General features: G+C 71.1%; 28 protein-coding genes and 1 pseudogene. 17 read left to right on the forward strand and 12 right to left on the reverse strand.

The genetic code is table 11. From position 1 onward, the window contains the following. Positions 1-32: 32 nt before the first annotated feature. From SL103_RS20560 to SL103_RS20575, 4 genes are all read right to left on the reverse strand, one after another. Entirely contained in the window at positions 33-929 is an 897-nt protein-coding gene (locus SL103_RS20560; protein ID WP_069570439.1) for a 2-hydroxy-3-oxopropionate reductase, read from the reverse strand. Positions 930-1,024: 95 nt separating this feature from the next. Continuing rightward, positions 1,025-1,864, reverse strand: coding sequence for a TIM barrel protein (locus tag SL103_RS20565; protein WP_069570440.1), 840 nt, complete (start codon positions 1,862-1,864; stop codon positions 1,025-1,027). Between the two features lie 112 nt (positions 1,865-1,976). Continuing rightward, the gene (gene gcl, locus SL103_RS20570; RefSeq protein WP_099055441.1) at positions 1,977-3,758 is read right to left on the reverse strand and encodes a glyoxylate carboligase; all 1,782 of its coding nucleotides are present in this window, start codon (positions 3,756-3,758) and stop codon (positions 1,977-1,979) included. Between the two features lie 314 nt (positions 3,759-4,072). After that, a complete protein-coding gene (locus SL103_RS20575) occupies positions 4,073-4,546 on the reverse strand; it encodes a MarR family winged helix-turn-helix transcriptional regulator (protein WP_244303989.1) in 474 nt (157 codons plus the stop codon). 128 nt (positions 4,547-4,674) lie between these two features. On the opposite strand from SL103_RS20575, the gene SL103_RS20580 reads away from it, so the two are divergent. Continuing rightward, positions 4,675-5,121 (forward strand): MarR family winged helix-turn-helix transcriptional regulator, encoded by a 447-nt coding sequence (locus SL103_RS20580; RefSeq protein WP_069570443.1) that lies wholly within the window; start codon positions 4,675-4,677, stop codon positions 5,119-5,121. Between the two features lie 96 nt (positions 5,122-5,217). Here the strand turns inward: SL103_RS20580 and SL103_RS20585 are convergent, their stop codons facing one another. Further along, positions 5,218-5,793, reverse strand: a complete 576-nt coding sequence (locus tag SL103_RS20585) for a hypothetical protein (RefSeq protein WP_244303990.1) — start codon at positions 5,791-5,793, stop codon at positions 5,218-5,220. 353 nt (positions 5,794-6,146) lie between these two features. Between SL103_RS20585 and SL103_RS20590 the strand changes: the two genes are divergently transcribed. Both SL103_RS20590 and SL103_RS20595 read left to right on the forward strand, forming a co-directional pair. After that, on the forward strand, positions 6,147-6,356 hold the full coding sequence (locus SL103_RS20590) for a hypothetical protein (RefSeq protein WP_069570444.1): 210 nt from the start codon (positions 6,147-6,149) through the stop codon (positions 6,354-6,356). A gap of 201 nt (positions 6,357-6,557) precedes the next feature. Further along, the gene (locus SL103_RS20595; protein WP_069570445.1) at positions 6,558-7,370 is read left to right on the forward strand and encodes an alpha/beta fold hydrolase; all 813 of its coding nucleotides are present in this window, start codon (positions 6,558-6,560) and stop codon (positions 7,368-7,370) included. A 36-nt stretch (positions 7,371-7,406) separates the two neighbouring features. Here the strand turns inward: SL103_RS20595 and SL103_RS20600 are convergent, their stop codons facing one another. The 3 genes from SL103_RS20600 to SL103_RS20610 all read right to left on the reverse strand — a co-directional run bounded on the left by SL103_RS20600 (position 7,407) and on the right by SL103_RS20610 (position 10,392). Beyond that, a complete protein-coding gene (locus SL103_RS20600) occupies positions 7,407-7,958 on the reverse strand; it encodes a hypothetical protein (RefSeq protein ID WP_069570446.1) in 552 nt (183 codons plus the stop codon). Positions 7,959-8,050: 92 nt separating this feature from the next. After that, the gene (locus SL103_RS20605; RefSeq protein WP_244303991.1) at positions 8,051-8,836 is read right to left on the reverse strand and encodes a hypothetical protein; all 786 of its coding nucleotides are present in this window, start codon (positions 8,834-8,836) and stop codon (positions 8,051-8,053) included. A gap of 302 nt (positions 8,837-9,138) precedes the next feature. Further along, positions 9,139-10,392: an acyl-CoA dehydrogenase family protein gene (locus SL103_RS20610; RefSeq protein ID WP_069570447.1), complete on the reverse strand. Its 1,254-nt coding sequence runs from the start codon at positions 10,390-10,392 to the stop codon at positions 9,139-9,141. 160 nt (positions 10,393-10,552) lie between these two features. Here SL103_RS20610 and SL103_RS20615 point away from each other — a divergent pair, with 160 nt between their 5' ends. Further along, the gene (locus SL103_RS20615) at positions 10,553-11,200 is read left to right on the forward strand and encodes a TetR family transcriptional regulator (protein ID WP_069570448.1); all 648 of its coding nucleotides are present in this window, start codon (positions 10,553-10,555) and stop codon (positions 11,198-11,200) included. A 25-nt stretch (positions 11,201-11,225) separates the two neighbouring features. Here SL103_RS20615 and def read toward each other — a convergent pair whose 3' ends face one another. Then, positions 11,226-11,786, reverse strand: a complete 561-nt coding sequence (gene def / locus SL103_RS20620; RefSeq protein ID WP_069570449.1) for a peptide deformylase — start codon at positions 11,784-11,786, stop codon at positions 11,226-11,228. 186 nt (positions 11,787-11,972) lie between these two features. On the opposite strand from def, the gene SL103_RS20625 reads away from it, so the two are divergent. The 5 genes from SL103_RS20625 (at position 11,973) to SL103_RS37980 (ending at position 16,489) form a co-directional block, all read left to right on the forward strand. Beyond that, positions 11,973-13,211: a Mur ligase family protein gene (locus SL103_RS20625; protein WP_069570450.1), complete on the forward strand. Its 1,239-nt coding sequence runs from the start codon at positions 11,973-11,975 to the stop codon at positions 13,209-13,211. Positions 13,212-13,249: 38 nt separating this feature from the next. After that, a complete protein-coding gene (locus tag SL103_RS20630; RefSeq protein WP_069570451.1) occupies positions 13,250-13,978 on the forward strand; it encodes a type 1 glutamine amidotransferase in 729 nt (242 codons plus the stop codon). A 145-nt stretch (positions 13,979-14,123) separates the two neighbouring features. Further along, positions 14,124-15,149, forward strand: a complete 1,026-nt coding sequence (locus tag SL103_RS20635) for a 6-phosphofructokinase (RefSeq protein WP_069570452.1) — start codon at positions 14,124-14,126, stop codon at positions 15,147-15,149. A gap of 117 nt (positions 15,150-15,266) precedes the next feature. Beyond that, the gene (locus tag SL103_RS20640; RefSeq protein WP_069570453.1) at positions 15,267-16,226 is read left to right on the forward strand and encodes a cytochrome c oxidase assembly protein; all 960 of its coding nucleotides are present in this window, start codon (positions 15,267-15,269) and stop codon (positions 16,224-16,226) included. 101 nt (positions 16,227-16,327) lie between these two features. Then, positions 16,328-16,489 (forward strand): hypothetical protein, encoded by a 162-nt coding sequence (locus SL103_RS37980; RefSeq protein ID WP_164492872.1) that lies wholly within the window; start codon positions 16,328-16,330, stop codon positions 16,487-16,489. A gap of 49 nt (positions 16,490-16,538) precedes the next feature. Here the strand turns inward: SL103_RS37980 and SL103_RS20645 are convergent, their stop codons facing one another. Beyond that, positions 16,539-17,030 carry an SSI family serine proteinase inhibitor gene (locus SL103_RS20645; protein ID WP_069570454.1) on the reverse strand — a complete coding sequence of 164 codons (492 nt, stop codon included), beginning with the start codon at positions 17,028-17,030 and terminating at the stop codon, positions 16,539-16,541. Positions 17,031-17,214: 184 nt separating this feature from the next. Beyond that, on the reverse strand, positions 17,215-17,886 hold the full coding sequence (locus SL103_RS20650) for a hypothetical protein (protein ID WP_069570455.1): 672 nt from the start codon (positions 17,884-17,886) through the stop codon (positions 17,215-17,217). A gap of 208 nt (positions 17,887-18,094) precedes the next feature. On the opposite strand from SL103_RS20650, the gene SL103_RS20655 reads away from it, so the two are divergent. The 4 genes and pseudogenes from SL103_RS20655 (at position 18,095) to SL103_RS20670 (ending at position 21,831) form a co-directional block, all read left to right on the forward strand. Then, a complete protein-coding gene (locus SL103_RS20655) occupies positions 18,095-18,847 on the forward strand; it encodes a type 1 glutamine amidotransferase domain-containing protein (RefSeq protein ID WP_069570456.1) in 753 nt (250 codons plus the stop codon). A 159-nt stretch (positions 18,848-19,006) separates the two neighbouring features. After that, positions 19,007-19,744 carry a lysophospholipid acyltransferase family protein gene (locus SL103_RS20660; RefSeq protein ID WP_069570457.1) on the forward strand — a complete coding sequence of 246 codons (738 nt, stop codon included), beginning with the start codon at positions 19,007-19,009 and terminating at the stop codon, positions 19,742-19,744. Between the two features lie 85 nt (positions 19,745-19,829). Next, positions 19,830-20,883 (forward strand): annotated as a pseudogene (locus SL103_RS20665) (NAD-dependent epimerase/dehydratase family protein). Positions 20,884-20,988: 105 nt separating this feature from the next. Continuing rightward, positions 20,989-21,831 (forward strand): TIGR02452 family protein, encoded by an 843-nt coding sequence (locus tag SL103_RS20670; protein ID WP_069570458.1) that lies wholly within the window; start codon positions 20,989-20,991, stop codon positions 21,829-21,831. A gap of 72 nt (positions 21,832-21,903) precedes the next feature. Here the strand turns inward: SL103_RS20670 and SL103_RS20675 are convergent, their stop codons facing one another. Continuing rightward, positions 21,904-23,541 (reverse strand): alpha/beta hydrolase, encoded by a 1,638-nt coding sequence (locus tag SL103_RS20675; RefSeq protein WP_079145882.1) that lies wholly within the window; start codon positions 23,539-23,541, stop codon positions 21,904-21,906. A gap of 537 nt (positions 23,542-24,078) precedes the next feature. Between SL103_RS20675 and SL103_RS20680 the strand changes: the two genes are divergently transcribed. The 4 genes from SL103_RS20680 to SL103_RS20695 all read left to right on the forward strand — a co-directional run bounded on the left by SL103_RS20680 (position 24,079) and on the right by SL103_RS20695 (position 26,272). After that, complete coding sequence (locus SL103_RS20680; protein WP_069570460.1) at positions 24,079-24,465, forward strand: hypothetical protein; 387 nt, start codon at positions 24,079-24,081, stop codon at positions 24,463-24,465. A 44-nt stretch (positions 24,466-24,509) separates the two neighbouring features. Next, complete coding sequence (locus SL103_RS20685; RefSeq protein ID WP_069570461.1) at positions 24,510-25,364, forward strand: hypothetical protein; 855 nt, start codon at positions 24,510-24,512, stop codon at positions 25,362-25,364. Between the two features lie 70 nt (positions 25,365-25,434). Next, the gene (locus SL103_RS20690; protein ID WP_069570462.1) at positions 25,435-25,815 is read left to right on the forward strand and encodes a roadblock/LC7 domain-containing protein; all 381 of its coding nucleotides are present in this window, start codon (positions 25,435-25,437) and stop codon (positions 25,813-25,815) included. A gap of 82 nt (positions 25,816-25,897) precedes the next feature. Next, positions 25,898-26,272, forward strand: coding sequence for a hypothetical protein (locus SL103_RS20695; RefSeq protein WP_069570463.1), 375 nt, complete (start codon positions 25,898-25,900; stop codon positions 26,270-26,272). Positions 26,273-26,275 lie beyond the last annotated feature (3 nt).

A 26,275-nucleotide genomic window follows, 5' to 3' on the forward strand; every position in this document is an offset into this window, starting at 1 on the left:
CCTTCGGTGGTGAGACGTGTCCCAGCCGGTTCTCAGCTTTCGGTGGTGTGTCCGGAGAGGCGTTCGACGCCGCGCAGGAGGGCGGAGTGGTCCAGGCCGCCGTCGCCCTGGGCGCGCAGGGCGGCGACGAGGGAGGCGACGAGGGAGCCGACGGGCAGGGCGGCGCCGACGGTGCGGGCGGCGTCGGTGACGATGCCCATGTCCTTGTGGTGCAGGTCGATGCGGAAGCCGGGCTTGAAGTCGCGGTTTTTGAAGTTGTCGGTCTTGCGGGCAAGGACGGTGGAGCCGGCCAGGCCGCCGCCCAGGACGTCGAGGGCGGCGGCCAGGTCGACGCCGGACTTCTCCAGGAAGACCACCGCTTCGGCGCAGGCCTGGATGTTGACGGCGACGATGAGCTGGTTGGCGGCCTTGACGGTCTGGCCGGAGCCGTGCGGGCCGCACAGCACGATGGTCTTGCCCAGGGCCTCCAGCACGGGGCGGGCGGCGTCGAAGTCGGCCTGCTGACCGCCGACCATGATCGACAGCACGGCCTCGACGGCGCCGGCCTCACCACCGGAGACGGGGGCGTCCAGCACGCGGATGCCCTTGTCACCGGCGGCCTTGGCCAGGTCGATGGAGGTCTGCGGGGTGATCGAGGACATGTCGATCAGCAGCGCGCCGGATTTGGCGTTGTCCAAGATGCCGTCGGGGCCGTAGGCGATGGCCTCGACCTGCGGGGAGGCCGGGACCATGGTGATCACGATGTCGGCGTCCCTGACCGCCTCGGCGATCGAGCCGGCCGCGGTGCCGCCGGCCTGCGCCAGCCGCTCCAGCTTGTCGGCCTCCAGGGTGTAGCCGGTCACGGCGTAGCCGGCCTTGATCAGGTTCTCGGCCATGGGCGAGCCCATGATGCCCAGACCGATCCACGCAATCTTGGGAAGGGTGCTCATCAGATGCCTTTCGAAAAACGTGCTGGTCAAAAACGCGCGACACGCGCTGGTCAAAACACACGACGCGCAAGCGCGCAGAAGCGCTGGTTCGCCGGTTACTTGGCGGCGCGCCGGTCGGCGGGCAGCCAGGTGAAGGCGTCGGCGCTGGGCGCGTCGCCCGGCTTGTACTCCAGGCCGATGAAGCCGTCGTAGCCGGCCTTGGCCAGCCGCGTGAGCAGGGCGTCGAAGTCCAGCTGCCCGGTGCCGGGGGCGCCGCGGCCGGGGTTGTCCGCGATCTGCACATGGGCGGTCTTGCCGGTGTAGCGGTCGATGACCTCCTCCAGGTCCTCGCCGTTCATCGACAGGTGGTACAGATCCATCAGGAAGCGGGCGTTGTCCAGCCCGGTCGCCGCATTCACCGCGTCGACGACCTCGATCGCCCTGGGCGCCGAGACGATCGGGCAGGCCGGCGACTCCGGGGCGTTGAGCGCCTCGATCAGCAACGTGCCCTCGACCTCGGCCACCGCACGCGCGGCGAAGGCCAGGTTCTCCAACGCCAGCCGGTCCTGCTCCTCGCCCGAGACACCCTCGACGCGGTTGCCGTACAGGGCGTTGAAGCTCGTGCACCCCAGCGAACGGGCGAACTCCACCGCCACCGGCACATTCGCACGAAACCGCTCCGACTCCTCCCCCGGAATCGACAACGCCCCCCGATCCGGACCCGGCAACCGCCCCGCGTAGAAGTTCAACCCCACCAACCGCGTCCCGGCATCCTCCAACGCCGCCCGCAGCGCCGCCAGCTCCGACCGCTCCGGCACCGGGGCATCCACCCACGGCCACCACAACTCCACCGCCGTGAACCCCGCCGCCCGCGCGGCCGCCGGCCGCTCCAGCAACGCAAGCTCGGTGAACAGGATCGACAGATTGACGTTGAAGCGCGTGTCCGGGAAACCCATAAGAGCGGCGCTCCTTCCGGATAGTGGATTTCAATTTCTGTTCTACGAGATGGTGGCGAGGCCGGGCGCGCGGGTCAAGGCGCCCGGCTCACCATCCGGATCGGATCCGGCGTCAGGACTTGAGCGGCTTGATCGCGGTGGGCGTGTGGCCCGGCTCGGTCGCGATCTCCTCCCACTCGTTCACGCTGGCGATGTCGCTGCCGCTCATCGAGATGTTGGTGATCCGCTCCAGGATCGCCTCGACGACGACCGGGACCTGGTGTTCGGCGGCCAGCTTCTTGGCCTCCTCGAAGGCGGCGCCCAGCTCGTTCGGGTCGGTGACCCGGATGGCCTTGCAGCCCAGCCCCTCGGCGACCTTGACGTGGTCCACGCCGTAGACACCGAGCTCCGGCGAGTTGATGTTCTCGAACTCCAGGTTGACCTGGAAGTTGATGTCGAGGTTGCGCTGCGCCTGCCGGATGAGGCCCAGGTACGCGTTGTTCACCAGGACGTGGACGTAGGGGATCTTGTGCTGGGCACCGACGGCCAGTTCCTCGATCATGAACTGGAAGTCGTAGTCGCCGGAGAGGGCGACGACCGGCGTCTCCGGGTCGGCGGTGGCGACACCCAGCGCGGCGGGGATGGTCCAGCCGAGCGGGCCGGCCTGGCCGCAGTTGATCCAGTGGCGCGGCTTGTAGACGTGCAGCATCTGCGCGCCGGCGATCTGGGAGAGGCCGATGGTGGTGACGTAGCGGGTCTCCGGCCCGAACGCCTTGTTCATCTCCTCGTAGACGCGCTGCGGCTTCATCGGGATGTTGTCGAAGTGCGTACGGCGCTGCAGCTGCGCCTTGCGCTCCTGGGTGGAGGCGGCCCAGCCGGAGCGGTCGGGCAGCTTGCCCGCGGCCTTGAGCTCGCGCGCGACCTCGACGAACAGCTCCAGCGCGGCCTTGGCGTCGGACGCGATACCGAAGTCCGGGGCGAAGATCTTGCCGAGCTGGGTCGGCTCGATGTCGACGTGGACGAACTTGCGGCCCTGGGTGTAGACGTCCAGCTTGCCGGTGTGGCGGTTGGCCCAGCGGTTGCCGATGCCCAGGACGAAGTCGGACTCCAGGAAGTTCGCGTTGCCGTAGCGGTGCGAGGTCTGCAGACCGACCATGCCTGCGTTCAGCTCGTGGTCGTCGGCGATGGCGCCCCAGCCCATCAGCGTCGGGATGACGGGAGTGCCGGTGAGCTCGGCGAACTCCACCAGCAGGTCGGAGGCGTCGGCGTTGATGATGCCGCCACCGGCGACGATCAGCGGTCGCTCGGACGCGTTGAGCAGCGCGATCGCCTTCTCGATCTGGGCGCGGGTCGCGGTCGGCTTGAAGGCCGGCAGCGGCTCGTACGTCTCGGGGTCGAAGTCGATCTCGGTCAGCTGGACGTCGATCGGCAGGTCGATCAGGACCGGACCCGGGCGCCCGGAACGCATCAGGTGGAACGCCTGCTGGAAGACGCCGGGGACCTGCGCGGCCTCCATCACGGTCGTCGCGGCCTTGGTGACCGGCTTGGCGATCGAGGCGATGTCGACGGCCTGGAAGTCCTCCTTCTGGATCACCGCGGTGGGCGCCTGGCCGGTGATGCACAGGATCGGGATCGAGTCACCGATCGCGGAGTAGAGGCCGGTGATCATGTCCGTGCCGGCCGGGCCGGAGGTGCCGATGCAGACACCGATGTTGCCCGGGTGGGTCCGGGTGTAGCCCTCGGCCATGTGCGACGCGCCCTCGACGTGCCGGGCGAGCGTGTGGTCGATCCCGCCGGCGCCCTTGAGCGCGGCGTAGAAGGGGTTGATGGCGGCGCCGGGCACTCCGAAGGCGTTGGTCACGCCCTCACGCTTGAGGATCTCCACCGCGGCACGGGCGGCTGTCATTCGAGGCATCGAGTACTCCTGCGTCGACCTGTCACGGGCAAGCTCCAGCGGAGGGCCGGAGGCTCTAAATTCCGCATCATGGAACTAATGTTTTGCTTTATGGAAGGAAAGTTAGAGCGCGCCGATCCGGCCGTCAAGGGGATGGCGGACGGACGGGAACGGAACACCCATGGCCGGAGCCCGCCGGCGCGGCGACGAGGGCGCCGTACGGCCCCGCCGCCGGGCTCGCCCCACCCCTCCACGCACACGCGTACGGGCACACGGAAAGAGCCGCGCACCGGGCCTCCTGCCCGATGCGCGGCTCAGCGGCCGCCCGCGGCGACTCAGGGGCCCCGCAGCTCCCCGAAACCGTCGACGAAACGGGTGAACAGCCGCGCGAAGACGGCGAGTTCATCCTCCGACCAGTCCGTCGTCACCCGCTCCACCGCGGCCCGGCGGAACCCGTGCGCCTGCTCCAGGACCGCCCGCCCCTCGGGCGTGACGGCCAGCGGCGCACGACGCCCGTCGGTCCGGTGCGCCCGGCGCACCACCCAGCCGGCCGCCACCGCGGACGCCACCAGGCGGCTCGCCCGCGGCTGGTCGACCCGCAACGCGTCGGCGACCCCCCGCACCCCGACCGGCTCCCCCGCCTCCTCGGCCGCCTCCACGACATCCAGCACATCGAACTCCGCACCGCCGGCCGGCGCCCCCTCCACCCCGGCGAGACGAGCCAGAGTGCGCCTGCCGATGCTGCGACGCATCGCGACCATGGCCCGCTCGATGGCCGCCACCTCCGAACCCGCGTCACCCTTCCCCACGCCCGACCTCCCCGGCATAATCCTTGCCCAACAACAACTACTTGCATTTTTACATCTACCACCTCGCCCGCCGGGCCGGGCCGCGCCACCCCTCCACTCCTCACCCACCCACCAGGAGCCCCACAGCCATGACCGACCACTCCCCGCAGCTCAAGCCCATCGGCTTCTACCTCAAGCACCTCGACGCCTTGATCAACCGCGAGTTCCACGAGGCATTGGCCGACCGCGACCTCACCCGCCGCCACTGGCAGGTCCTGCACAACCTCGCCACCTACGGGCCGCACGACGCCGCCACCCTCACCGACAAGCTGCGCCCCTTCTGGGGCGAGGGCGCCGTCACGCTCGAAGCAGTCACCGCCGGCCTCGAAGCCCGCGGCTGGATCGCCCGCGACGCGCCCTCGGGGCGCTTCACCGTCACCGCCGAGGGCCGCCGGGCCCACACCGAGGTGGAAGCACTCGTCCGCACCACCCGCGGACGCCTGATGACCGGCCTCACGGACGACGAGTACCTCGGCGCCGTCACCGTGCTGGCCCGCATGTGCGCCAACCTGGAGGCCGGCCCCACGGCGCACTGAACCGCCGCCCCACGACACCGGCCGCCAACGCGCCGGTGCCCCACCGCAGTTGCACTGCGACGGGGCACCTGGACGACCGAGCCGGGGCCGCCCGGCCTAGAAGTTGCCGTTGGAGAGGATCTCCCCCTTGGCGTCATAGATGGTGACGAGGCCGTTCTTGGAGTCCTTCCAGTCGGCGAAGGCGCTGGCGATGAGCTTGCCCTCACTCTGGTGCGGCCCCATCAGTCCACCGGTGAAGTCGGTGTAGACGTCGACCGAGTCGAGGATGTCGTTCTGCTCATCGGCACCCTGGACCTTCGTGACGTGCGCGATGGCCGCCTTCTCGGCCGCCGTCCCGCTCTTCTTGACGAACGCCTTGAACCGGTCGGCCTGCGACGCGGGCGCCTTCAGCTTCTCCTTGGCCGGCTTGGCGTCCTCCTTCGCCTGCCGCTCCTGCCGGGGCGCCGCGGCGACCTTGTCCGGCTTACCGGCTTCCGAGGCGGCACCGCCCCCGCCGAGCGCCGCACCGATGACGGCGATGAGGACGACCACACCGGCGGCGCCACCGCACCCGATGCCGACCTTCGCCCCCGTACCCATCTTCTTCGGCGGCGGCGGGTACATGCCGGGCGGCGGGTACGCGCCGGGCGGCGGCTGCTGTCCGGGCTGGGCTGGATTCTGCTGGTACGTCATGGTCCCCCCAAGGTTGTCTGGGAGGGGAGAGTATCGGGTTGTTGAACATCGAAATAGATGAAGTGAAGAAGTTGTGACCTTCTGGTGACTGATCCGTGCACGCCGAGCACGTCCTCGCAGTTCACCGGCAAGCACCAGCCCACCCGGCATGCCGTCGCCGGAACGGGCCTGATGGTGACGCAGTGCCTCCGCTTCAAAACGTGGTGTGCACAGCGCGTGAAGGGTGCGGCGTTTGATCCACCACGCCCCACGCGACCGGGCAGCCTGACGCAGGCGGAAGTCACTCAAGGTGCTCCCGCGGCAGTGCGCCACGCATTGCGACCCACCACTAGAGAAGAAGGACGCTCATCACCATGAGCAACACCTCCCGCATTGAGACCCGCGAGATAGCCGACGACGACCTCGACAACGTCGCGGGCGGCCTCTCCGTCAGCGGCTCCATCGAGGGCCTGACTGCCAAGTTCGCTCCGGGCCCCAATGGCGTGCCGGTCCTGACCGGTGGCTCCGTGAAGTCCCTCAGCCTCACCGTCTCGGACATCCCCCTGGGTCCGATCGGCGGCTGACTTTCACGCTGCGCGACGTCGGCCTGCCGGACCCGATTGCGGCCCCGCAGGCCGACGTTGTCGTCTCAACCACTCCCGACCTGACACAACATCAGTTATCGCCTGCGCTGAGCGTTACCTGTGGGGTAATCGACGGTGTACTGCCCCCTGGACGAGAGTTGTCGGCACAGCGACACCGCACCGTCCAGGAAGGACCCGCACATGCCGTACTTCGAAGGCTCCGACGGAACAAGCCTGTTCTACACCGACTGGGGACAGGGCAAGCCGGTCGTCTTCGTCGCCGGAGCCTGGCTCAGCAGCAGCGCATGGGAACTGCAGATGCTGCCACTGTCCGAACAGGGCCTGCGCTGCATCGCCTACGACAAGCGGGGCCACGGCCGCTCCGACTGGGTCGGCCACGGCTTCGACTACGACACCCTCGCCGACGACCTCGCCGCCCTGCTCAACCGCCTCGACCTGCACGACGTGACACTGGTGGCACACTCGATGGGCGGCGGCGAAGTGATCCGCTACCTCTCCCGGCACGGCTACGACCGGGTGAGCAAGGTGGTACTGATCGCCGTCACCGCACCACTGATGCTCCAGGCCCCGGACAACCCCCACGGCATCGACCGGAGCCTCTTCGACGCCCTGGCAGCGGAACGGACCAAGGACCGTCCACGGTGGATGGCCCACAACGCCCAGGCATTCTTCGCCACACACCTGGGCAACCAGGTCTCCAGCGAACTCATCGCCTGGACAGTGCAAAAGTGCCTCGACTGCTCGGCCAAGGCAGCCGCCGAAGTCGTCGAGACCGGCTTCTCCACCGACCTGCGCAAGGAAGCAGGCGCACTCCAGGTACCCACACTGATCCTCCACGGCGACGCCGACGCCTCCGCACCCATCGACCTGTGCGGCCGACAACTCACACACCTCGTACCCGACAACACCTACAAGGAGTACCCCGGCGCGGGACACGGCATCTTCCTCACCCACGCCACACAACTCAACCAGGACCTCCGCGACTTCATCTGACCGAAGCGTGCCGCCGGCGCCCAGTCATCCAGCCGGTCAAGGCCGCCAGCGGGGAGCCTCGTCGTCAGGGGTGTCCGGGCTGGCGAAGTGGAAGGGAACCGACAGCCGGGCGGCCAGGGCGCTGCCGACCCGCTCGGCGGCCACCGCTACCACGTCGCGTGGTCCGTGATCCTCGTTCCCGCCGAGATACCGCCTCGCCGTGGACCGGTAAACGGTGGCCAACCCCTGCTCGCCCGCGGGGTCGACGGTGACGGCCAGCAGCCTCACGAACCAATCGTGGACGGTGTCGCCGTCCCACATCGCCTCGATCGCCACGATGCGACCGACGCAGCCGGAGGCGCGGTAGGTCAAGGACTCCAGGTCGAGAGGGCTCTCCGGGGTGCGGGCGACTCGGTCCCCGTAGTGGAGGTAACGGTCGTTGACGATGAGCTGAGCGGTGCCGACTCCTATGTCGTGGGCGACGAGGCCGACTTCGACGACGACGCGCACCGCCCTGAGGAGGGAGTCCTGGAGAACGTACCCGTCGATCTCGTCACGGATCCCGCCAGGCAGCCCCGCCCACCACTCGGCCCTCGCCGCCTCGTCCATGCCCCCTCCAGAGCCACCCGTTTACCGTGCAGCCCACACGGCAGACCCGGTACACCTTACGCACGCAGCACGGGAAGTGCCGGACAGAGCTGTCAGGTGTTCCGGGCTGGTGGCCGGTCGTCGATGACGATGTGGGTGACGTCAGGCCGGGTGCTGCCGTTGGCGGTTGGGGTGTGGCTGGCAACGGCGTTGAGAGCCTGGCCGATGCGCTGGTAGATGCTGGCGGCGAGGTGCCGGGTGCCGGGGTCGACGACGGTGTTCTGCCGGGTTTTCCAGAGGGCGTCGAGGACGGCGATGAGGGTGCGGCCGGATACGTCGGCGGTGATGAGGCCGTCGCCTTGTTCGTCGACGGCGCCGGGGAGTCGGAAGTGTTGGCCGCTGCTGGATTGGGCGACGAGGAAGTCCCAGTGGTCCCGGTGGCAGGTGATCTCCGCGTAGGCGGTGCCCGCGGCCTGAGTGAGAAGTTGCTCGAAGTCGGTGTCGTCGGGTTCGGCGGGCTGGATCGGTGGCTGCTCGGCGGGCGGGGACGGTTCGTGTGCGGGCTGGGTGTCGGCACGAAGTGCCGCGGCCTCCGCGCGCCAGCCTTCGACGGCGGCTCGAAGGCTGGCGAACTCGGCGAGAAGACGGGTGTGGTCGCGGTCAGTGGTGGGTCGTTCGTGCAGGTCGCGGTGCAGGGCTTGGAGTTCGGTGTGGACGGCGTCGACGCGGGCGTGGGTGGCGGCCGCGGAGTCGCGAGCGTTTTGCGCGGCTGTGAGGGTGCTCTCGACAACGACGCGGATGCCTGAGACAGCGTTCTCCAGCTTGCTCGGGAGTTCGTTGAGGATGTGGCGTGGGATCTCACTGATGGCGGCAACGAGGCGGTCGGTCTTGAAGGCCACGTGCATTCCCCCTGGGTGTTGGAGCCGCGGTGATACTCCCCTGTGGCGATCGGGTTACGCGGCGGCTTTCGGCCGCTGCTGATTCGGGGGTGTGTTGGTGCACGCGGCGTTGCGAAGTAGTTCGCCTCGGCGCGGCGTCTGCATCCCCCCGTACCGATGCCCGCCCCTGGGCACGCTCTGCTGCACGCGGAAATCTCCCAAAACCGGATTCCGGCTTGCGCAAACCGTCGAAGGCCCCGCTCCTCACTGAGAGCGGGGCCTTCATGTCGAGATTGGTCTACACGTATCCGGCGGGGCGGTACCTACCGGATCGGCATCCCCGACAGGGTGCGGGCGATGACCAGGCGCTGGATTTCGCTGGTGCCCTCGAAGATGGTGTAGATGGCGGCGTCGCGGTGCATCCGCTCGACGGGGTATTCGCGGGTGAAGCCGTTGCCGCCGAGGATCTGTACGGCCTGCGCGGTGACCTTCTTGGCCACCTCGCTGGCGAAGAGCTTGGACATGGAGCCCTCGGCGGAGGTGAAGGGCTTGCCGGTGGTGGCCATCCAGGAGGCGCGCCAGACCAGGAGCCGGGCCGCGTCGATCTGGGTGCGCATGTCCGCGAGTTGGAAGGCGACGCCCTGGTTGTCGATGATCGGACGGCCGAACTGTTCGCGGGTCCGGGCGTACTCCAGGGCCTCTTCGTAAGCGGCGCGGGCGGTGCCCACCGCCATGGCGCCGACGGCCGGGCGGGACGCCTCGAAGGTGGCCATCGCGGCGTTCTTGACCCTCCCCCAGCCTCCGGCCGGGGGGACCCCCACGCCTCCCGCCTTGGCCTTCTCGCGGGCCCGGGCGAGGCGCTCGTCGAGCTTCTCCTTTCCGCCGAGCAGGCAGTGGCCGGGGACCCGGACGTCCTCCAGGACGACCTCGGCGGTGTGCGAGGCGCGGATGCCGTGCTTCTTGAACTTCTGGCCCTGGCTCAGGCCGGGGGTGTTCGGGGGGACGATGAAGGAGGCGTGCCCCTTGGAGCCCAGGTCGGGGTCGACGACCGCGACGACCACGTGGACGTTGGCGATGCCGCCGTTGGTGGCCCAGGTCTTGGTGCCGTTGAGCACCCACTCGTCCTTGGCCTCGTCGTAGACCGCACGAGTGCGCATCGAGGCGACGTCGGAGCCCGCGTCCGGCTCGGAGGAGCAGAAGGCGGCCACCTTGACGTCGTTCGGATCGCCGTACATCTGCGGGACCCAGGTGCCGATCTGCTCCTCGGTGCCGTTGGCGAGGACGCCGACGGCGGCCAGTCCGGTGCCGACGATGGACAGGGCGATGCCGGCGTCGCCCCAGAAGAGCTCCTCCATGGTCATCGGGACGCCGAGGCCGGTCGGGTCGAAGAACTGCTGGGCGTAGAAGTCCAGTGAGTACAGACCGATCTTGGCGGCTTCCTGGATCACCGGCCAGGGGGTCTCCTCGCGCTCGTCCCACTCGGCGGCGGCGGGCCGTACGACGTCCGCGGCGAAGCCGTGAATCCAGTCACGGACTTCCTTCTGCTCGTCGTTGAGCTCCATGGTGAACTCGGCCATGTCCCCTCCAGTGATGCAGGCAGTACGGTGTTACTAGCGGTAACGCGCAGTGTGTTACTCGCCAGTAGGCGATGTCAACTCCCCCGAGGGCGAATTCGACGGGGAGTTCGGGTGTTACGTTGCGCGAGCGCCACGGATCACAAGGGTGGGGAGCACGACCATGGAGAGCACAGAGCGCAGCGGCCGCGGGCAATCGGCGACCGAGCGCAGACGGCGGGAGCTGCTGGAGGCCGCCGAGCGCATTGTGCTGCGCGACGGCCCGGACGCCTCGATGAACGCCATCGCCGCCGAGGCCGGCATCACCAAGCCGATCCTCTACCGGCACTTCGGCGACAAGGGCGGGCTCTACCGCGCGCTGGCCGTACGGCACACCGACGCCCTGCTGGCCAATCTGCGCACCGCGCTGGACGCCCCCGTCCTGCGCCGCGACCGGGTCGAGGCCACCCTGGACGCCTATCTGCTGGCGATCGAGGCCCGCCCGCAGGTGTACCGCTTCCTGATGCACCCCGCCGAGGGCGACAACGCCTCCGAGTCCGGCTTCGACGTGGGCCGGCACTCGGCCCCGCTGCTGCGCCGGCTCGGCGAGGAGCTGGCCAAGGTGATCACCGACCGGCTCGACCTGGGGCCGGGCGCCGAGCTGACCGCCCGGGTGTGGGGGCACGGCATCGTCGGCATGATGCACGGCGCGGGCGACTGGTGGCTGCGTGAACGCCCCTGCTCGCGCGAGCAGTTGGTGGGCCAGCTGACGGATCTGCTGTGGGGGCAGCTGGCCGCGGTCGAGGACCGCACGGACGGCCCCGGTTTCTGACCGGGCCCGACGGGGAGCCGGCCGCTCAGCGGCCGGAAGTCTCCGCCCCGGCGGCCCAAGGGGCCCGCGCCGCCGCGCGCAGCGCCCGGCGGCGGCGCAGCCCGGTGAGGTGGTCGACGTACAGGCCGCCGTCGAGATGATCACACTCGTGCTGGAGGCAGCGGGCGAAGAACCCGGTGCCGGTCACCGTCCTGGGCTCACCCGTGGCGCTGTAGCCGGTCACGACGGCGTGGTCGTGGCGCGGGGTGCCGGCCTCGATGCCGGGGAGTGAGAGACAGCCCTCGGGCCCGCGGATGACCGGCCCGTCGGTCTCGACGAGCCGGGGGTTGACCAGGTGCCCCAGATGGCGGCGGTCCTCGTCGTCGGGGCAGTCGTAGACGAACACCCGCAGCGGGACGCCGATCTGGTTGGCGGCGAGGCCCACACCGTGCGCCGCGTACATTGTCGCGTACATGTCCTCGATCAGGCGGGCCAGCTCACCGTCGAACGCGGTGACCTCCTGACAGGGCGCGGTCAGGGCCGGATCGCCGAGGAGGCGCAGGGGGTGGGGGCGGCCGGAACTGCCGGGGATGGTGCGGGGTGGCATGGGACCCAGCGTACGGTCCTCCACACACCGGATGACGTCGTACGGGTGGCGGGGTTCGGGCCCGGCGCCGGATCTCGATAGGCTGATCCCCGACCGAAGCCTCCGGCCGGTCATCGGCTGCGGAGGGGGCGTTCCACCGGCAGCCTGACCCCAGGCGAGCGCCGGATGCAAGGAGGATCAAGGACGATGGCAGGCAACACGGAGCCGCTGTCGCCGCGGGCCAAGCTGGCCGTGACGGCGGGCAAGGCCGCGGCGGCGGTATCGCGCGCGGCGGGCCGCGGCAGCGGATCGGTGATCGGTGGCCGGGTGGCACTCAAGCTCGACCCCGACCTGCTGGCCCGGCTGGCGGGACACCTGGACGTCGTCCTGGTGTCGGCGACCAACGGCAAGACGACCACGACACGACTGATCGCCGAGGCGCTGCGGGCCAGCGGCCCGGTGGTCTCCAACGCGCTCGGCGCGAACATGCCGGCCGGCATCACCTCCGCGCTGGCCGGCGGCTCCGACGCCAAGTACGGCGTCATCGAGGTGGACGAGAAGTACCTCGCCGGCGTGGCACGCGATGTGACGCCGAAGGCCATAGCGCTGCTGAACCTCTCGCGCGACCAGCTCGACCGGGCCGCCGAGACCCGCATGCTGGCGGAGAAGTGGCGCGAGGGCCTGGCCGGCTCCAAGGCCCTGATCATCGCCAACGCGGACGACCCGCTGATCGTCTGGGCGGCCTCGTCGTCCGCGAACGTGGTGTGGGTGGCCGCGGGCCAGGAGTGGAAGGACGACGCCTGGTCCTGCCCGTCCTGCGGCGGTGTGATGCAGCGCCCGGGCGACGACTGGTTCTGCGCCGAGTGCGGCTTCCGCCGTCCCACGCCCAGCTGGGCGCTGTCCGGCGATCACGTCCTCGACCCGCACGGCAGCGCCTGGCCGATCAAGCTTCAGCTGCCGGGCCGCGCCAACAAGGCCAACGCGACCACCTCGGCCGCGGTCGCGGCCGCCTTCGGGGTGCCGCCCCAGGTGGCGCTGGAGCGGATGTTCTCCGTGCAGGCCGTGGCCGGCCGCTATGACGTGGTCACGTTCATGGAGCGGGAGCTGCGGCTGCTGCTGGCGAAGAACCCGGCCGGCTGGCTGGAGACGTTCTCGCTGATCGACCCGCCACCGACCCCGGTGATCATGTCGGTGAACGCGCGCGGCGCGGACGGCACGGACACCTCCTGGCTGTGGGACGTCGACTACACCCGGCTGGCCGGTCACCCGATCTTCGTGCTCGGCGACCGCAAGCTGGACCTGGCGGTGCGGCTGGAGGTCGCGGGCCTCGACTTCCAGGTGTGCGAGAGCCTCGACGAGGCGGTGCAGCAGGCGCCGCCCGGCCGTATCGAGGTCATCGCCAACTACACCGCCTTCCAGGACCTGCGCCGGCGGGTGGGCAACTGACCATGATCCACCCACCTTCACGACAAGGACGAGCAAGCATGAGTGACAACAGCCTGCGCCTGGTGTGGATCTACCCGGACCTGCTGAGCACGTACGGCGACCAGGGCAACGCCCTGGTGGTGGAGCGGCGGGCGCGCCAGCGCGGTCTGGACGTCCAGCGCCTGGACGTACGGTCCGACCAGCAGATCCCCACCTCCGGTGACATCTATCTGATCGGTGGCGGCGAGGACCGGCCGCAGCGGCTGGCCTCCGAGCGGCTGATCCGGGACGGCGGCCTGAGCCGAGCGGTCTCCAACGGCGCGATCGTCTTCTCGGTGTGCGCCGGCTACCAGATCCTGGGCCACGAGTTCATCAACGACCTGGGTGAGCGGCAGCAGGGCCTGGGGCTGCTGGACGTGGTGAGCACCCGCGGTGAGGGTGAGCGCTGCGTCGGCGATGTGCTGGCCGACATCGACCCGCAGCTGGGACTGCCGCCGCTGACCGGCTTCGAGAACCACCAGGGCGTGACACACCTGGGCAAGACCGCCCGGCCGTTCGCCAAGGTGCGGTTCGGCAAGGGCAACGGCGTCGGCGACGGCTACGAGGGCGCGTACAACGACACCGTCTTCGGTACGTACATGCACGGTCCGGTGATGGCCCGCAATCCGCACATCGCGGACCTGCTGATCAAGCTGGCCCTGGACGTGAACGCGCTGCCGCCGGCGGACGACCAGTGGTACGAGGCGCTGCGCCAGGAGCGGATCGCCGCGGCGACCCAGCCCGCTTAATCGCTTTTCGCCCCTTTTCGTACGCCCGCAGTCCCGCACTGCGGGCGTACGTGTGCCGGGGCGCCCCGCGCTTGTAGGGTGAGCGGCATCCAACCGGACGACGGGGTCCGGGCGCCCGGTTGAGTTGCAGAGGGTTTTTCGAGCAATGCGTATTGGTGTACTCACCTCCGGCGGCGACTGCCCCGGTCTGAACGCCGTCATCCGCTCCGTCGTCCACCGCGCCACCGCCGACCACGGCGATGAGGTGATCGGCTTCCGCGATGGCTGGAAGGGCCTGCTGGAGTGCGACTACCGCAAGCTCGACCTCGATGCCGTCGGCGGCATCCTGGCGCGCGGCGGCACCATCCTGGGCTCCTCGCGGGTGCAGCCCGCCCATCTGCGGGACGGCGTCGAGCGGGCCCGCGGGCACGTCGCGGAGCTGGGCCTGGACGCGATCATCCCGATCGGCGGCGAGGGCACGCTCAAGGCGGCGCGGCTGCTGTCCGACGCCGGGCTGCCGATCGTCGGGGTACCGAAGACCATCGACAACGACATCGCGGTCACGGACGTGACCTTCGGCTTCGACACCGCGGTGGGCGTCGCCACCGAGGCGCTGGACCGGCTCAAGACCACCGCCGAGTCCCACCAGCGGGTGATGATCGTCGAGGTGATGGGCCGGCACACCGGCTGGATCGCGCTGCACTCGGGCATGGCGGCCGGTGCGCACGCGATCGTCGTGCCGGAGCGGCCCTTCGACATCGACGAGCTCACCGCGCGGGTCTCGGCACGCTTCGAGGCCGGCAAGAAGTTCGCCATCGTGGTGGTCGCCGAGGGCGCCAAGCCGCGCGAGGGCACCATGTCCTTCGACATCGGCGGCAAGGACATCTACGGACACGAGCGGTTCGCCGGCGTGGCCCGGCAGCTCTCCGTCGAGCTGGAGAACCGGCTCGGCAAGGAGGCCCGGCCGGTCATCCTCGGCCACGTGCAGCGCGGCGGCACCCCCACCGCGTACGACCGGGTGCTCGCCACCCGCTTCGGCTGGCACGCCGTGGAGGCCGCGCACCGCGGCGAGTTCGGGATGATGACCGCGCTGCGCGGCACCGACATCACGCTGGTGCCGCTGGCCGAGGCCGTCGAGACGCTCAAGACGGTGCCCTCAGAGCGCTACGACGAGGCGGAGTGCGTGCTCTGATGCGGGCCCGCCGCGCACGGTAGTTCCCCGCGCAACGAACCGCCCCCGGCCGATGTTCAGGTCGGGGGCGGTTCTAGTCTTGTGGCCGGAGCATTGGTACGAATCAGGAGCGAGCGGATGGATCACGGCGGGCACGGCATGGACGGCATGAACATGGATCTGCCGCCGTTCACGCTGGGGCGGGGCCTGGAGTTCGGGGGTGATCCGATCTTCCTCGTGGGCTGCCTGCTGGGTCTCGGGCTGTACGGCTGGGCGGTGATCCGGCTGCGGCGGCGCGGCGACGCGTGGCCGGTGGGCCGGGTCGTGGCCTGGACGCTGGGCGTGGTGACGGTGGCACTGGTGATGTGCACCCGGCTCAACGACTACGGCATGGCGATGTTCAGCGTGCACATGGTCCAGCACATGGTGATCAGCATGCTCTCGCCGATCCTGCTGCTGCTCGGTGCGCCGGTGACGCTGGCGCTGCGCGCGCTGCCGGCGGCCGGGCGCGGCCGCAAGGGCCCGCGCGAACTCCTGGTGGCGCTGTTGCACAGCCGCTACATGCGGATCATCACGCACCCCGCCTTCACCATCCCGCTCTTCATCGCGAGCCTCTACGCCCTGTACTTCTCGCCGCTGTTCGACTTCCTGATGGAGTCCCGCGCCGGGCACATCGGGATGATGGTGCACTTCCTCGCGGTCGGCCTGGTCTTCTTCTGGCCGATCATGGGTGTCGACCCGGGTCCGCACCGGCCGGGCTATGTGATGCGGATGCTGGAGCTGTTCGCGGGCATGCCGTTCCACGCCTTCTTCGGCATCGCGCTGATGATGGCCACGGAGCCGATGGTCGACACCTTCGTGCACCCGCCGGCCTCACTGGGGATCGAGGCGCTGGCCGACCAGCAGGCCGCCGGCGGCATCGCCTGGGCGTTCAGCGAGATCCCGTCCGTCGTGGTGCTGATCGCCCTGGTCTACCAGTGGTACAAGTCCGAGGCGCGCCAGTCGCAGCGCGCCGACCGTGCCGCCGACCGCAACGGCGACAAGGACCTGGCCGACTACAACGCCTATCTGGCCTCGCTCAACGCCCGGGGGCAGTGAGCGCGCGCATCTGGCGGTACGGGCCGCGGCCGGGGACGATGGGTCCCATGGCCGCGGCCCGTGGCGTGTGCGCTCCGAGCCGCCGTGAGGAGGCTGCGGGTATGCCCGGATCTGCGAGGACGATGGCCGTACTGACGGTGAGCGGGCTGGTGGTGGCCACCGCTTATACCGTCGCGATGGGCGCCAACGGCTGGCTCTGGTTCTGCTGGGTGGTGCTGGCCCTGGTGTCGGTCGGTGTCTGGGCGGCGGCCCGCCCGGTCTGAGGTCCGTCCCGAGGTCCTCCGCGCTCCCGGCCGACGGAGGCGGGCCGGCTCAGAAGCGGAAGACCGGCCCGGTGGCGGAGTCCAGCATGCAGGCGTTGGCGAACTCCCGGTGCCACTCGACCGGGCCGCCGCGCCAGGTGCCGGTCACGCTGACGGTCACCGGGTTGTACTGCTTGTTGCAGGCGTGCGGTTCGCCGGGCAGCGCGTCCAGGTCGCCGCGCGCCCACGTCAGTGCGGCACAGGCGGCGCGGGCGTGCGGATGTCTGCCGTAGATGTCGGGGCAGCTGAGCCGTACGCCGCGGATCCAGGTGTTCCGGTCACCGGAGACGGTCAGCAGCAGGCCCTGGTCGGCGGTGGGCGGCTGTGGCTCGGTGCCGGCCGGCGGCCGGGGCTCGGCGGTGCCTGCCGCGGCCGGCGGTGGCGGTTCGGCGGCGCCTGCCGGGGCGGCGCAGAACGCGCCCGCCAGCGCCGCGGACACGGTGGCGAGCAGCGCGCCGGGCACGGCGGCCCGGGCGGATCGGCGTCGACGGGTCACGGGCATCGGGTCTCCTGGGGGCGAGGGTGGCTTCAGGCCACCTCGCCGGGCCCCGGTGCACAAGCGGCCACGCCGTCGGGTCGCCCGTACGGGCCGCGGGTTCCCGCCCGGTGGGCGCAGCGTCGGTCCGGCGGGAACAGGGTGGCCGGCGGCGGAGGAGGCGGCTCCGTCGCCGGCCACCGGACCGGGGCTAACCCACGCGCTCGATGCGGGCGCGGCGGATCAGGAACTTGCCCGCCTCACGGACCTGCTCGAAGGCCGCGTTGTTGAGCAGTACGCAGCTGCCCGAGGCCGAGGTCACGGAGACGGTCGTCGACTTGTTGTTGTCCAGGTTGGTCACCTTCAGTTTGGTCCCGGTGGGGAACTGGTTGCTGGAGGCCGCCGGTGCGCCGCCCTCGCCGGAGAGGGTCACCGTCGAGCCGGGGCAGACGACATCGCCGTCGGCGGCGGGGGGTGCGGCCGAGGCGGACGGGTCAGCGGAGGCGGACGGCTCGGCCGAACCGGGGGGTTGTTCGGCCGCGGGCGGGGCGCCGGCGGCGGAGGCGGGTGGCTCGTTGCCCGACGGAGCGCCGGCGGCCTCGCCCCCGCCTCCTCCCGTGCAGCCGGCGGCTTGCTGCTTGACCTGGATCTCCTTGATCACGGCTTGCCGGTTGGCGATCCGCGCCGCCGACTGCGCGTCCGGATGAGCCTGTTGATCGGCGATGAACTTCTGGTTGTTGCTCAGGGCGGTGGCCAGTCCGTCGCACGCCACCGATGCCTGGCTGGTGCCCGTCGTGACGATGGCGATGCCGCCGACCAGCGCCGCGGCGCTGATGCCGACGACGATCTTCTGACGACGGGTCACTCTTCTCTTGCGGGACATGTTCGGCTCCTGTCCTCGGGCCGGGCCCCCGGTGGGGTCCAGGCTCGGTCGCCGGGGAATACGGAGTGCCAACGCCGGCTCGTTCAGGGCGAGTTCAAAGTTGTCCGCGGATGCCAAAGCCGACGCCGGAAACGACGCCGAAGTGCGCCGGAGCCGCTTGTGCCGAGGCGGTCGCGGGCGGCGCGCGGGGCATTGCGAAGATGTCGGGGTGCGCGTACTGATGCCGGTCCCCGACCGCGATTTCGACGTCACCGAGGTGGCGGTGCCCTGGCGGCTGCTCACCGACGCGGGGCATCAGGTCGTCCTCGCCACCGAACGGGCCGGGACCCGGCCCGCCTGCGATCCGCGGCTGCTGACCGGAGTCCTCTTCGGGGCGCTCGGCGCGGCGCCGGAGCCCCGCCGCTTCTACCACCGGCTCACCGCGAGCCCGGAGTTCACCGCGACGGCCGGCTGGGCGGACCTGGACCCGGCGGCGTACGACGGGCTGCTGCTGCCCGGCGGCCATGCGCCCGGCATGCGGCAGTACCTGGGCTCGGAGGTGCTGCGGCGGCAGGTCGCCAGGTTCTGGGCGCTCGACCGGCCCGTCGGGGCGATCTGCCACGGCGTGCTGGTCCTGGCGCGGACCACCGACCCCGCGACCGGCCGCAGCCTGCTGGCGGACCGGCGGACGACCTGTCTGCCCAAGTACATGGAACGCTCGGCCTATCTGGCGACCGCCTGGCGGCTCGGCCGCTACTACCGCACGTACCCGGCGTATGTGGAGGACGAGGTGCGGGCGGCGCTGGCGGACCCGGGGCGGTTCGAGCGCGGGCCGCGGGTACTGGCCGCGCGGGGCACCGCGACCGATGACACCGCGGCGTTCGTGGTGCGGGACGGCCGCTATCTCTCGGCACGCTGGCCGGGCGACGCCTACCTCTTCGGCCGGCGCTTCGTCGCGCTGCTGGAGGGCACGGCGCACTGACGGCGGGGTCGGGCGGCGCGCGGGGCGCGGGCCGCGCCGATCCGGCCGGAGGTGGTTACCGGCGGACGCGGTTGCCCATAAACTCACTGCCCGCCCGGGGCCCTCATGACCTGGAACGACGCGGCCGCCGGGCGAATCCGACGGATGAGGGAGCCGCCCGTGTTCTACCAGGTGCTGAAGTACGTCCTTCTGGGCCCCTTACTGCGGCTGGTGTTCCGGCCGCGGATCGAGGGACTGGAGCACGTGCCGGAGGAGGGCGCGGCGATCATCGCCGGCAACCACCTCTCGTTCGCGGACCACTTCGTGATGCCGGCGATCGTGCCGCGCCGGGTGACGTTCCTGGCCAAGGCCGAGTACTTCACCGGGCCCGGTCTGAAGGGGCGGCTCACCGCGGCGTTCTTCCGGGGGGTGGGGCAGATCCCGGTGGACCGGTCCGGTGGCCGTGCCTCCCGGGCGGCGATCTCGTCGGGCCTCGCCGTGCTGCGCAAGGGCCGGCTCCTGGGGATCTATCCGGAGGGCACCCGCTCGCACGACGGCCGGCTCTACAAGGGCCGTACCGGGGTCGCGTCGATGGCCATCCGGGCCGGGGTGCCGGTCGTGCCCTGCGCGATGATCGGCACGTTCGAGGCACAGCCGACCGGCCGGCGGCTGCCGCGCGTCATGCGGATCACCATCCGCTTCGGGGCACCGCTGGAGTTCTCGCGCTATGCCGGGATGGCCGACGACCGCTTCGCGCTGCGCGCCGTCACCGACGAGATCATGTACGCGATCCTCACGTTGTCCGGACAGGAGTACGTCGACGTGTACGCGGGCGAGGCCAAGGCGGCGGCGCAGGACCGGGCGCGGGCCAAGGGGCGGCGCGGACCGGGCAACGGGGACCAGGGGCCCCCGGCATAGTGGCCGGCCCGCCCGCGCCGCTTGCCGCTTCCGCCGTCGGTGAACCGTGCGGTGCCGCTGTCCTGACGGCTCGTAAGGTCGCGTCATGACGACATCGGGCAGCGCAGTGGTGATCGGGGCGAGCGGGCAGATCGGGCGGGCGGCGGTGCGGGCGCTGGCGCGGGACGGCTGGCAGGTGCGGGCCGCCTCCCGAGGGGGCGGGTGGGACGACTCCTGGCCCGGGGAGGTGCGCCGCGTGGCCGTGGACCGGGAGGACGACGCGGCGCTGGCCGAGCTGGTCGGCGACGGCTGTGACGTCCTGCTGGACTGTGTGGCCTACGGGGCCGGGCACGCCCGCCAGTTGACCGGGCTGGCGGACCGGATCGGCTCGGCCGTGGTGATCTCCAGCGGAGCGGTCTACGAGGACGACCGCGGGCGGAGCTTCGCGACGCAGGACGAGCCGGACGGTTCGCCGGCCTATCCGGTGCCCCTCCCGGAGTCCCAGGGGACGGTGCCGCCCGGTGAGGAGAATTACTGCACCCGCAAGATCGCCCTGGAGCAGGCGCTGCTGGCGGCCGGCGACCGGCTGCCGGTGACGCTGTTGCGGGCCGGCGCGATCCACGGCCCGTACAGCCCGCTCCCCCCGTGAGCTGTACTTCGTCAAGCGGGTGCTGGACGGCCGGCGGGTGCGTGTGCTGGCGTACGGCGGGCACAGTCGTTTCCATCCGGTGCATGCGGAGAATCTGGCCGAGCTGATCCGGTTGGCCGCCCGCCGGCCGGGCTCGCGGGTGCTCAACGCGGGAGATCCGCACGCGCCGACGGTGGCCGAGATCGCGGTCGCGGTGGACGGGGCGATGGGGGCGCCGGCGAGCGAGATCGTGACGATCGACGGTGCCGCGCCGTCGTCCGACGTCGGTGAGACGCCGTGGTCGCTGCCGCATCCGATGGTCTTCGACATGTCCGCGGCGGAGCGGGAGTTGGGCTACCGGGCGGTGACGACGTACGAGGAGTCGCTGCCCGCGACGGTCGGCTGGCTCGCCGACCGCGTCAAGGGCCGGGACTGGTGGGAGTTGTTCCCGACGATGGCGTCCGTCTATTCCGACGCGTCGCTGTTCGGGTACGCCGCGGAGGACGCGTGGCTGGCCGGGCGGGGGGCCTGACCGCCGCGGGTCCGGGCGCCCGCCGGGGGCCGTAATCGGTTCGCCGGCGCGGCCGCCCGCCCGTACCGTGATCACCATGAGTGAGCGGATACGGGGGTACCGGCGATGAGTGCCCGGTTGCGGGGAATGGCGCAGGAGACGGAGCGGATCGTCGCGGCGGGGGTGTACCGCGCGCCCGGCGGGCGGACGGTGGACATCGCGGCGGCCGTCGCGCGGGCCCGGGCGGGGACCCGGATGTACGGGCCGGGGCCGGTGGCGGTCGAGGGGCCGGCGCCGGGGACGACGGTGTTCGAGGTGACGAGGGAAGGGAGCCTGACGGCCGGGCGGCGGCTGGCCGCGGCGGGCGGTGGCCCGCTCGCGGTGCTGAACTTCGCCTCGGCCCGGAATCCCGGCGGCGGCTACCTCAACGGCGCGCAGGCGCAGGAGGAAGCGCTGTGCCGGGGTTCGGCGCTCTACAGCTGCGTGCGCGAGGCCCCGGAGTTCTACGCGGCGCACCGCGCCGACCCCAGTCCGTTCTACAGCGACCGGGTGATCCTCTCCCCCGGCGTGCCGGTGTTCCGGGACGATCGGGGGGTGCTGCTCGACGAGCCGTACGAGGCGGGGTTCCTGACCTCGGCGGCGCCCAACGCGGGGGTGATCGCGCGGCAGCGGCCGGCCGAGGCGGGGCGGGTGCCGGCGGCGCTGGCGGCGCGGGCCGAGCGGGTGCTGGAGGTCGCCGCGGCGAGCGGGCACCGTCAACTGGTGCTCGGCGCCTGGGGCTGCGGGGTGTTCCGCAATGAACCCGCCGAGGTGGCGGGGGCGTTCGCGGCCGCGCTGCTGGGCGCGGGGCGGTTCGCCGGCTGGTTCGACCGGGTGGTGTTCGCCGTGCTCGACCGCCGGGAGCCCTCCCCCACCCGGGCCGCCTTCGACGAGGCGTTCCCGGCGTCCGGTGGGCCGGCCGCGGGCTGAGGGGGAAAGGAGCGGGGCGGCCGGACGCCCTCGGGCATCCGGCCGCCCCTTCGGCGGTTCAGTGCCGGGTGGTTACCGCGCGGCCGGGAGGTCGGCGGTGCCCTTGGCCACGGCCTTGGCCGACGGCTTCGTCGGCTGCGGCGTGGCGTGCGGGGCGCAGGTCACGTCCTTGGCGTCGGTCTTCCCCTCCAGGAAGTACGCGTCGACCCGGTCGTTGATGCAGGGGTTGACCAGGCCGGTGACCCCGTGCGAACCGGCGTCCCGCTCGGTGATCAGGCGGGAGCCCTTGAAGCGCTTGTGCAGTTCGACGGCGCCGTCGTACGGGGTGGCGGCGTCCCGGGTGCTCTGCACGATCAGCACGCTGGGCAGGCCCTTGCCGGTACCGACCTCGACCGGCCGCTGCTGCTTGGCCGGCCAGGTGGCGCAGGGCAGGTTCATCCAGGCGTTGGCCCAGGTCATGAACGGCGCGCGCTGGTGGATGCGGGTGTTGTCGCGGTCCCACTTCTGCCAGCTGGTGGGCCACTTGGTGTCGGTGCACTCGACGGCCGTGTAGACCGCGTTGCCGTTCTCCGAGGCGATGTTGCCGGCGGTGTCCTTGAGGTTCGGCCCGGCGTTCTCGACGAGGGGCTTGGCGTCGCCGGAGCGGTAGGCGCTCCAGACCTCGGCGACGGTGGCCCACATCGAGTCGTAGTACGGCGCGTTCTGGAAGAAGCCGGTCAGCTCGGCGGGGCCGACGACGCCGCCGATCGGGTTCTTCTTGGCGGTCGCCCGCAGCGTCTCCCAGGCTGCCTGGACCTTCTCGGGGGTGTTCCCGATGTGGTACGTGGCGTCGTTCTTGGCGACCCACTTCTTCCAGTCGCCCCAGCGGGTCTCGAAGGCGATGTCCTGGTCGAGGTTGGCCTGGTACCAGATCTTTTCGCGGGCCGGGTCGACGACGCTGTCGACGAGCATCCGGCGGACGTGGCCCGGGAAGAGCGTGCCGTAGACGGCGCCGAGGTAGGTGCCGTAGGAGACGCCCAGGTAGTTGAGCTTCTTCTCACCGAGCGCGGCGCGGACGACATCGAGGTCGCGGGCGGTGTTGGCGGTGGTCATGTACGGCAGGAGGGCGCCGCTGCGCTCGGCGCAGCCCTCGGCGTACTCCTTGGCGAGCTTGCGCTGGGCGCGCTTGTCGGCCTCGCTGTCCGGCACCGGGTCGGCCTTGGGGGCCTTGACGAACTCCTGCGGGTCCATGCAGGAGATGGGCGCCGAGTGGCCCACGCCCCGCGGGTCGAAGCCCACGAAGTCGTACGCCTTGGCGGTCTTGGCCCACAGCGGGTTCTTGTTGGTGATGCGGGTCGGGAACCTCATGCCCGAACCGCCGGGTCCGCCGGGGTTGTAGAGGAGGGCGCCCTGCCGCTCCTGCTTGGTGCCGGTGCTGACGGCCCGGTCGACGGCGATCTTGATGGTGCGGCCGTTGGGCCGGGCGTAGTCGACCGGGACGGTGACGTAACCGCACTGGACGGGGGACTTCAGGCCCCAGTCCGCGGGGCAGTCCTGCCAGTCGATGCCCTTCTTGGCCGCGCGGGCGGCGGCGGTCTGGACGCCGCGCGCTTCGGCCTTTCCGCTCGTGTGGTGTTCGCCCGCACTGGCGGGCGTGGCGGCTATCGCTCCGGTGAGGAGCGCTCCGGTCACCAGGGTGCCGGCGGTGCCGAGCACTGCTTTTCTTCTCACGTGGTCGTTTCCCCCTGCTCGGTGGGCCACTTGTGGCGGCGTTGATCGCGGGCCTATGGGGGGATCCTGTCGTCTGTCCTCCCCTCCTGAACAGGTTTGACCGGCAATTCTTTACCAAGCTGTAGGTTTCCGGGTGGACGGATGCCGGATCGGGAACGGCCGGACATGGCGCCGGAACCCCACCCTTTTCGGCCAAGCGGGGCGGGCAGCGGCCCAAGGGATCGCCCTCCTGGCGCGGCGCCCGGGGAGTTGCCAACGCGTCATGGGCGCAGGCGCGTTGACGAGCGCGGAGGCGTCCGGTGGGCAGGCCGTGCGGTCGGGCGGTGGTGGGTGACGGGACGCCGTCCGGACCGGTTCGGTTGGCCGCCGGAACACCAACGAGGGGCGAGAACAGGTCAATTGCCGTGGACCTGCCCAGGAGGCATGTGCCAATCGCGCACCTTCAGTAACCTTCCGTGAAGGCTCTCCCACGCACTGCCACAAGGGAGGGCCTCGGCGTTTTCGCGCCCGTCCAAGCCGCCGCGAAGGAGTTCCGAAGTGCCGGGTATCGACCAGGTGTTGTCCCAAGCCATGGGGATCCCGGGCGTTCTGGGCGCCGCCCTGATCGACTGGACCAGCGGCCTCACGCTGGGCACGGCCGGGCTGGCCCCGCACGGCGACCACGACGCGGCCGCCGCGGACACCGCCGACGTCGTGCAGGCCGTCGCGCGCAACGCCACGTTCGACACCGCGGGCGGCACGGACGGCCCGGCCCTGGAGGACCTGATCATCACGGCGGCCGGCAGCTACCACCTGATCCGTTTCGTGCACACCGCCTTCGACAGCCAGACCTACCTCTACCTCTGGCTGGACCGCGCGCAGGCGAATCTCGCGGTCGCCCGGCTGCGGTTGCGCGATCTGGCGGCGGAGCTGGTCCCGTCCTGACCACCCGGCTCCGCCTGCTCGCACGAACGGTTAGGGAACCAGCCATGGGCCTGCCCATATCTCCTCACCCGCCCACCCCGGCCGGGCTGCTCGACCGGTTCGCCGCCGAGCGCGTCACCGGCGTGCTGCGCGGCCCGCACGGCTGCTTCTACCTCCTGGACGGCGCGGTCACCTGCGTCGAGGGCGCCGCCGCGCCGGGGATCGACGTACGGCTCAGCGCGGCCGGCAAGGTGCCGCCGCAGGGCTGGCGGTACGCCGCGGAGCGGGCCGGGCCGCAGCGGCGCGGGGGCCAGTTCCTGGTCAGTGAGGGCTGGTTGACGCAGGGCGAGCTGGAGGTGTGCCATCTCGCCGCGCTGCTCGACGCCGCGTTCTTCGCCCTGCCGCTGCCGCCCGAAGCCACCTCCTTCACGCCGGGTACGGGCCACTGGCTGGGCGTCGTCCGCCCGGTGAGCGCGGCCGCCCTGCAGCAGGCGACGGCGCGCCGCCGCGCGTTGCTGGACCGGCTGCGCCGCTGGGCGGCGGCCGACACCTCCCCCGTCGTCCCGGTCCCCACGGGCGACCGCGCGCCCGCGCCCACGAGCCGGCAGCGGCGGCTGCTGGCCCATGCCGACGGCCGGCACACCCCCTACGAACTGGCCCGCACGCTGGGCCAGTCCGCCTTCGTGACGCTGCTCGACGTCCGCCGGCTGGCCGCGGCCGGTCTCGTCCGGATGCCGCCGGCGCCGGGCGGACTCCCCCGGCGGCGGCCCGGCGCCAGTCTCGACGGTCCGGCCCCGCCGGCCGCCGCAGGTCCTCGTCCCCCCACCTGGCAACTACCGGTCCCGGACGCCCTCCGTACCGCCGATCCGGATATTGCCCTCCTTGTCCGACTGCGTACGGCACTGGAGGAAAACCTGTGAACCCTTGCGCGCGAAGGCCGTGCACGGCATGAGGCGCGCGCTCAGAAAACGCGCCGCGAAAAGGAGACTGATGACGATCGAACCCCGGATACGGGACGAATTGCACACGCTGCGCGATCAAGTGCGGCATTTCCAGGGCGGAATGGTGGCGAGCGTGGACGGCATGGTGATCGCCCACGACCTGCCGGACATCGAACCGGACGGCCTGGCCGCGCTCACCGCCGCGGCCATCGGGGTGGCCAAGCGCCTCACCGAGGCGACCGGTCAGGGTGCCTTCGAGGAGACGCTGACCCGCGGCTCCGACGGCTACATCGCGGCCTACTCGGCGGGCCGCCGCGCCGTCCTCACGGCCGTGGCCAGCCCGCACACCAACGTGGGACGACTCCATCTGCAGGCCAGGCGGGCGGCCGAGCGCATCGGCGCGCTCGTCGACGCGGCCCCGCGCGCGTAGTCGCCCCGCCGGGACCCTCCCGGCAGGCAGCGGCAGCTGCCACCCGGAAACACCTCAGAGAATGCGAAAGGTCACACCCCTCATGGCTCAAATGGAAACCGCTCTCGCCGACGCCATGTCGAACATCGAAGGCGCGATAGGCGTCGCCCTGGTCGACTACACCAGCGGAATGGCGCTGGCCACCCTCGGCGACAACCAGACCTTCGATCTGAATATCGCCGCCGCCGGCAACACCGATGTCGTCCGCGCGAAGATGCGCACGATGGAGATGCTGGAACTCCAGGGCGCCATCGAGGACATGCTCATCACCCTGACCGCGCAGTACCACATCATCCGCCCGGTGTCGGGCAAGAGCGGCAGCGGCCTGTTCCTCTACCTGGTGCTGGACCGCAAGCGGTCCAATCTCGCCCTGGCCCGCCACCGGCTGGCCCGGCTGGAGGCCGAGCTGGAGGTGTAGGGC

It is taken from the genome of Streptomyces lydicus (genome assembly GCF_001729485.1).
Taxonomy (GTDB): domain Bacteria; phylum Actinomycetota; class Actinomycetes; order Streptomycetales; family Streptomycetaceae; genus Streptomyces; species Streptomyces lydicus_D.

Bases quoted from the DNA above. Each gene is read 5' to 3' on its own strand.
- SL103_RS20560 (WP_069570439.1), bottom strand. From the start codon at position 929: ATGAGCACCCTTCCCAAGATTGCGTGGATCGGTCTGGGCATCATGGGC.
- SL103_RS20565 (WP_069570440.1), bottom strand. From the start codon at position 1,864: ATGGGTTTCCCGGACACGCGCTTCAACGTCAATCTGTCGATCCTGTTC.
- gcl (WP_099055441.1), bottom strand. From the start codon at position 3,758: ATGCCTCGAATGACAGCCGCCCGTGCCGCGGTGGAGATCCTCAAGCGT.
- SL103_RS20580 (WP_069570443.1), top strand. From the start codon at position 4,675: ATGACCGACCACTCCCCGCAGCTCAAGCCCATCGGCTTCTACCTCAAG.
- SL103_RS20585 (WP_244303990.1), bottom strand. From the start codon at position 5,793: ATGACGTACCAGCAGAATCCAGCCCAGCCCGGACAGCAGCCGCCGCCC.
- SL103_RS20590 (WP_069570444.1), top strand. From the start codon at position 6,147: ATGAGCAACACCTCCCGCATTGAGACCCGCGAGATAGCCGACGACGAC.
- SL103_RS20595 (WP_069570445.1), top strand. From the start codon at position 6,558: ATGCCGTACTTCGAAGGCTCCGACGGAACAAGCCTGTTCTACACCGAC.
- SL103_RS20600 (WP_069570446.1), bottom strand. From the start codon at position 7,958: ATGGACGAGGCGGCGAGGGCCGAGTGGTGGGCGGGGCTGCCTGGCGGG.
- SL103_RS20610 (WP_069570447.1), bottom strand. From the start codon at position 10,392: ATGGCCGAGTTCACCATGGAGCTCAACGACGAGCAGAAGGAAGTCCGT.
- SL103_RS20615 (WP_069570448.1), top strand. From the start codon at position 10,553: ATGGAGAGCACAGAGCGCAGCGGCCGCGGGCAATCGGCGACCGAGCGC.
- def (WP_069570449.1), bottom strand. From the start codon at position 11,786: ATGCCACCCCGCACCATCCCCGGCAGTTCCGGCCGCCCCCACCCCCTG.
- SL103_RS20625 (WP_069570450.1), top strand. From the start codon at position 11,973: ATGGCAGGCAACACGGAGCCGCTGTCGCCGCGGGCCAAGCTGGCCGTG.
- SL103_RS20630 (WP_069570451.1), top strand. From the start codon at position 13,250: ATGAGTGACAACAGCCTGCGCCTGGTGTGGATCTACCCGGACCTGCTG.
- SL103_RS20635 (WP_069570452.1), top strand. From the start codon at position 14,124: ATGCGTATTGGTGTACTCACCTCCGGCGGCGACTGCCCCGGTCTGAAC.
- SL103_RS20640 (WP_069570453.1), top strand. From the start codon at position 15,267: ATGGATCACGGCGGGCACGGCATGGACGGCATGAACATGGATCTGCCG.
- SL103_RS37980 (WP_164492872.1), top strand. From the start codon at position 16,328: ATGCCCGGATCTGCGAGGACGATGGCCGTACTGACGGTGAGCGGGCTG.
- SL103_RS20645 (WP_069570454.1), bottom strand. From the start codon at position 17,030: ATGCCCGTGACCCGTCGACGCCGATCCGCCCGGGCCGCCGTGCCCGGC.
- SL103_RS20650 (WP_069570455.1), bottom strand. From the start codon at position 17,886: ATGTCCCGCAAGAGAAGAGTGACCCGTCGTCAGAAGATCGTCGTCGGC.
- SL103_RS20670 (WP_069570458.1), top strand. From the start codon at position 20,989: ATGAGTGCCCGGTTGCGGGGAATGGCGCAGGAGACGGAGCGGATCGTC.
- SL103_RS20685 (WP_069570461.1), top strand. From the start codon at position 24,510: ATGGGCCTGCCCATATCTCCTCACCCGCCCACCCCGGCCGGGCTGCTC.
- SL103_RS20690 (WP_069570462.1), top strand. From the start codon at position 25,435: ATGACGATCGAACCCCGGATACGGGACGAATTGCACACGCTGCGCGAT.
- SL103_RS20695 (WP_069570463.1), top strand. From the start codon at position 25,898: ATGGCTCAAATGGAAACCGCTCTCGCCGACGCCATGTCGAACATCGAA.